Genomic DNA, 4,129 nt, shown 5'->3' with positions numbered 1-4,129 from the left:
GGCGGAAAGAGGGGCGTCGCTGAAGGCGTTGCGCCACACCGCGTCTCGCGAACCTGACAAAGCACTACTGGCCTGGCCCCCGGTATGCACCGGGCCCCCTCTACGCGGAGGCCCGGTGCACCAGGTGCGTCTGCAGCAGGATGTCGGAGACCTCGTCGCCGTTGATCAGGTTGAACAGGAGGCGCGCCATCGCGCGTCCCATCGTTTCGATCGGCTGGTGCACCGTGGTCAGCGGCGGGTCGGACTGCTTGGCCACCCACGCGTCGTCGAAGCCGACGACCGCGACGTCGTCGGGAACGCGGCGGCCGGCCTCCCGAAGCGCCCGGAGCGTGCCGCACGCCATCACGTCGCTGGCGACGAAGATCGCGTCGACGTCGGGCGCCCGCGCCAGTAGCGCGTGCGTGGCCTCGGCACCGCTGGCCTCGCTGAAGTCGCCGGCCTCGACGAGCAGCGGCGAGGCGGGACGGCCCGCGACGGCCAACGCGGCCCGGTAGCCGGACAGGCGCTCGATACCCACGGCCATGTCCTGAGTGCCGGCGATGTGCGCGATCCGCCGCCGGCCGGTGGAGATCAGGTACTCGACGGCGGTGCGCGCACCGCCCTCGTTGTCGCTGTCGACCCACCGGACCGGCCAGTGCGGCGCGATCGCGCTGACGGTGCGGCCGCCCAGGACGGTGGGCAGGCCGCGCTCGCCGAGCATGGCCGGCAGCGGGTCTGCGCCGTGCAGCGAGAGCAGCATGACGCCGTCGACGTGCTGGGTGGTCAGGTGGTGCTCGACCCGCTGCCGCTCGGGCGGCGACTGGGCCATCGCCAGCCAGAGCTGGAGCGGGGTGGTGGCGAGCTCGGCGCTGATGCCGCGCACCACACCGGCGAAGAACGGCTCGCCGAAGACGCGCTCCTCGGATTCGGATACGACAAGGGCCACGGAGTCGGTACGGCGGGTGACCAGGGCGCGGGCGGCGCGGTTGGGCACGTAGCCCAGCTCGTCGATGGCGCGCTGCACGGCCTCGCGGGCCTGCGGGCTCACCTGAGCCGAGCCGTTGACCACACGGGAGACGGTGCCGCGGCCCACGCCGGCACGCGCCGCGACCTCGTCGAGGGTCGGGCGCATGCCGGCGGGTCGGGCTCGGGTCATCGGTTCCTGATCACATCCGAGTACCAGTGTGCACTGGCTTTGGGGACACGGCGCTGCGAGTCCTCATAGTCGACGTACACCATGCCGAATCGACGGGTGTACCCCCAGGCCCATTCGAAGTTGTCCATCAGGGACCAGGCGAAGTAACCGCGCAACGGTACACCAGCTTCGATGGCCTGCGCGCAGGCACCGAGGTGGCCTTCGAAGTAGTCGATGCGGTCCTGGTCGTTGACCTTGCCGTCGGCGTCGAGCTTGTCGTCGAACGCGGCGCCGTTCTCGGTGATGTAGATCGGCAGGGACGTGTACCCGTTGACCTGCTGGAGCACCTCGTACAGGCCCTGCGCGTCGATCTCCCAGTCCATGTGGGTCACCGGCACCCCCGGCCGGTGAACGAACTGGACGAACTCGCTGCCCGGGTAGGCGCTGGCCTCGCCGATGCGGCTCTCCCGCTCGGCCACCTGCGTCCCCGAGACCACGTGCCGGCTGTAGTAGTTCACGCCGAGGAAGTCGAGCGGCGCCTTGATCACGTCGAGGTCGCCGTCGCGCACGAAGCTGAAGTCGGTGAGCGGTGCGAGGTCCTGCTTCAGGTCCTCCGGGTACCGCCCGAGCAGCACCGGCTCCAGCCAGATGCGGTTGCACAGGCCGTCGATGCGGCGGGCCGCGTCGGCGTCCGCCTCGGAGTCGGTCTCCGGGGAGACGGCGTACAGGTTGAGCGTGATGCCCACCTCCGCACCCCGGGTCTTCAGCTCGCGGGCCGCGAGTCCGTGGGCGAGCAGCAGGTGATGCTGCGCCGGAACGGAGTCGGCCGTGTTGTCGGTACGACCCGGCGCGTGGACGCCGGCCGCGTATCCGAGGTACGACGAGCACCAGGGCTCGTTGAAGGTCGTCCACTTCCGCACCCGGTCGCCGAGGGCGTCGTGCATGACCAGGGCGTACTCGCAGAACCGCTGGGTCACGTCGCGGTTGGGCCAGCCACCCGCGTCTTCGAGTTCCTGGGGGAGGTCCCAGTGGTAGAGCGTGAGGTATGGCTCGATGCCGCGTTCGAGCAGGCCGTCGACGAGCCGGTTGTAGAAGTCGAGGCCCTTCGGGTTGGGTCTGCTTCCGCCGCCCGGAAGCACCCGCGACCAGGACGTGGAGAAACGGTAGGCCTGGAGGCCGAGGTCCTTGATCATGTCAAGGTCCTCGTCGAGGCGGTGGTAGTGGTCGCAGGCGACGTCACCGGTGTGCCCTTCGAGCACCTTCCCCGGGGTACGGGAGAACGTGTCCCAGATCGACGGCGTGCGGCCGTCTTCGGCTGCCGCTCCTTCGATCTGGTAAGCGGCGGTGGCGGCACCGAGGACGAAGTCCGCTGGCAGGGCTGTCACGCGGTCACCTTTCGTCGATATTGGCGATCTTGACCTCCCGTGTACCACATCGCCACACGGCAGGTCAGGAGCGCGGGCGCTCGAGGGGTGGGAGCGCTCCCACTGGGAGCTTAGGTCATTCTTCGCAATAGCGTGGATGCCTGAGCGGCGTCCCACCGGTCCGGTTCGAAGTCGGCCAGCCAGTCGCGCAGGTTCGCGGGGTCCGGTTTGGCCGGATCCGCGAGGACCGCGAGCAGGTCGGCGTACCCGCTGGCGCCACCGACGTCCTCCGGCGGACCTGCCCGCTCGCCGGCCAGGCAGACCGGGTACCGCTCGTCGGGATCGGCGTCGAAGACCCGCTCGACCAGCACCTCGTGCTCCCACCAGTCGCCGAAGTCGTAGACGTAGGTGAACTGTTTTCCCTCGGTGGCGATCGCGTCGAGCCGCACCTCGAGCTCATCCTCGAGCTCCAGCTCCTCCAGCGGGTCGGGCTCGCCGTACTGCTCGCCGTCGATCTCGAAACTGTGCAGGTGGTAGCCCTGCCAGCCGAGGGAGAGCTGGATGACCCGGCTGACCCGGTCGAGGGTGAACCCGCCGGGCACCAGGAGCTGGCGCCAGATCGGCGGCTCGGTGTCGACCAGGGTGACCTTGAGCTGATAGATGCGACGGCGTTGCATGGCGTCCTTCGGTCCGATGGCGCGGGTGTCGACATTGTTGACCGTCGCCGCACGTCGGTGCACGCTATCTGGCGTGATCGGCGCGTGACGAAGATCGTCCAGTTCGAGCGCGGCGAGGTTCCCCTCGCCGACGACGACCTGCTGGCCGCGTACGCCACCGACCCCGGCGCACCCTGGCTGCGGGTCAACTTCGTCACGAGCGTCGACGGTGCGGTCTCCGCGGCCGACGGCTTTTCCGCCGGCATCTCCGACGAGGCCGACAAGCGGGTCTTCGGGCTGCTCCGGATGACCTGCGACGCCCTGATGGTGGGTGCCGGCACGCTGCGCCACGAGAGCTACGGCGCGATCCGTCTCGGCGAGCGCCGCGAGGACTGGCGGGTCGCGCACGGCCGGCCGGAAAATCCGATGCTGGTGATCGTGTCCCGCCGGCTGGACCTCGACCCCGCCTCGTCGATGTTCACCGAGGCCCCGGTCCGCCCGATGGTCCTCACGTCGGCGGCCTCACCACCCGAGCGCCGCGCGGCGCTGGCGGAGGTCGCGCACGTCCTCGCCCTGGGCGACGAGGAGGTCGACCTGAAGGGCGGACTCGACATCCTGCGCGATCTGGGCTTCGGCCAGATCCTCTGCGAGGGCGGCCCGCACCTGCTCGGTGCCCTGACCGCCGCCGACCTGGTGGACGAGTTCGACCTGACCGTCTCGCCAACCCTGGTCGGCCCCGGCCCGGCGCGGATCACCGCCGGCCGGCCACCGGAGGCCGCCCGCCCCCTGGCCCTCCGCCACGCCCTGACAGCCGGCAACCTGCTTCTCCTCCGCTACACCCGCCCCTGATACCCGCCCCCAGTCTCCCGAGTCGCAGGTTCGCGGGCCGTCACAGAATGGGCAAAGCCGACATTTCGGCTCCCACGGACTCCCACCGGCACTGTCCGTCATCGCAAATCCGCCCACCAGGTCTGTGCCGGTCGCCTTGATCGTTG

At 70.1% G+C, this 4,129-nt stretch carries 4 protein-coding genes; 1 reads left to right on the top strand and 3 read right to left on the bottom strand.

Annotated elements, in window-relative coordinates; translation table 11 throughout:
* Window positions 1–100 precede the first annotated feature (100 nt).
* The 3 genes from Voc01_RS22630 to Voc01_RS22620 form a co-directional block, all read right to left on the bottom strand.
* Window positions 101–1,135: a LacI family DNA-binding transcriptional regulator gene (locus Voc01_RS22630; RefSeq protein ID WP_203929511.1), complete on the bottom strand. Its 1,035-nt coding sequence runs from the start codon at window positions 1,133–1,135 to the stop codon at window positions 101–103.
* Window positions 1,132–2,499: a GH1 family beta-glucosidase gene (locus Voc01_RS22625; protein WP_239160406.1), complete on the bottom strand. Its 1,368-nt coding sequence runs from the start codon at window positions 2,497–2,499 to the stop codon at window positions 1,132–1,134. Before Voc01_RS22625 ends, Voc01_RS22630 begins: the two co-directional genes overlap by 4 nt.
* A gap of 110 nt (window positions 2,500–2,609) precedes the next feature.
* Complete coding sequence (locus Voc01_RS22620; protein WP_203929512.1) at window positions 2,610–3,155, bottom strand: plasmid pRiA4b ORF-3 family protein; 546 nt, start codon at window positions 3,153–3,155, stop codon at window positions 2,610–2,612.
* A gap of 84 nt (window positions 3,156–3,239) precedes the next feature.
* Here Voc01_RS22620 and Voc01_RS22615 point away from each other — a divergent pair, with 84 nt between their 5' ends.
* Window positions 3,240–3,983, top strand: a complete 744-nt coding sequence (locus tag Voc01_RS22615) for a pyrimidine reductase family protein (RefSeq protein WP_203929509.1) — start codon at window positions 3,240–3,242, stop codon at window positions 3,981–3,983.
* Window positions 3,984–4,129 lie beyond the last annotated feature (146 nt).

It is taken from the genome of Virgisporangium ochraceum (assembly GCF_016863655.1).
GTDB classification, from domain to species: domain Bacteria; phylum Actinomycetota; class Actinomycetes; order Mycobacteriales; family Micromonosporaceae; genus Virgisporangium; species Virgisporangium ochraceum.
This window is presented reverse-complemented; position numbering and strand designations above follow the sequence as displayed.

What these genes read in the sequence shown, in the direction of transcription:
- Voc01_RS22630 (WP_203929511.1), bottom strand. Translation starts at nt 1,135, where the DNA reads ATGACCCGAGCCCGACCCGCCGGCATGCGCCCGACCCTCGACGAGGTC.
- Voc01_RS22620 (WP_203929512.1), bottom strand. Translation starts at nt 3,155, where the DNA reads ATGCAACGCCGTCGCATCTATCAGCTCAAGGTCACCCTGGTCGACACC.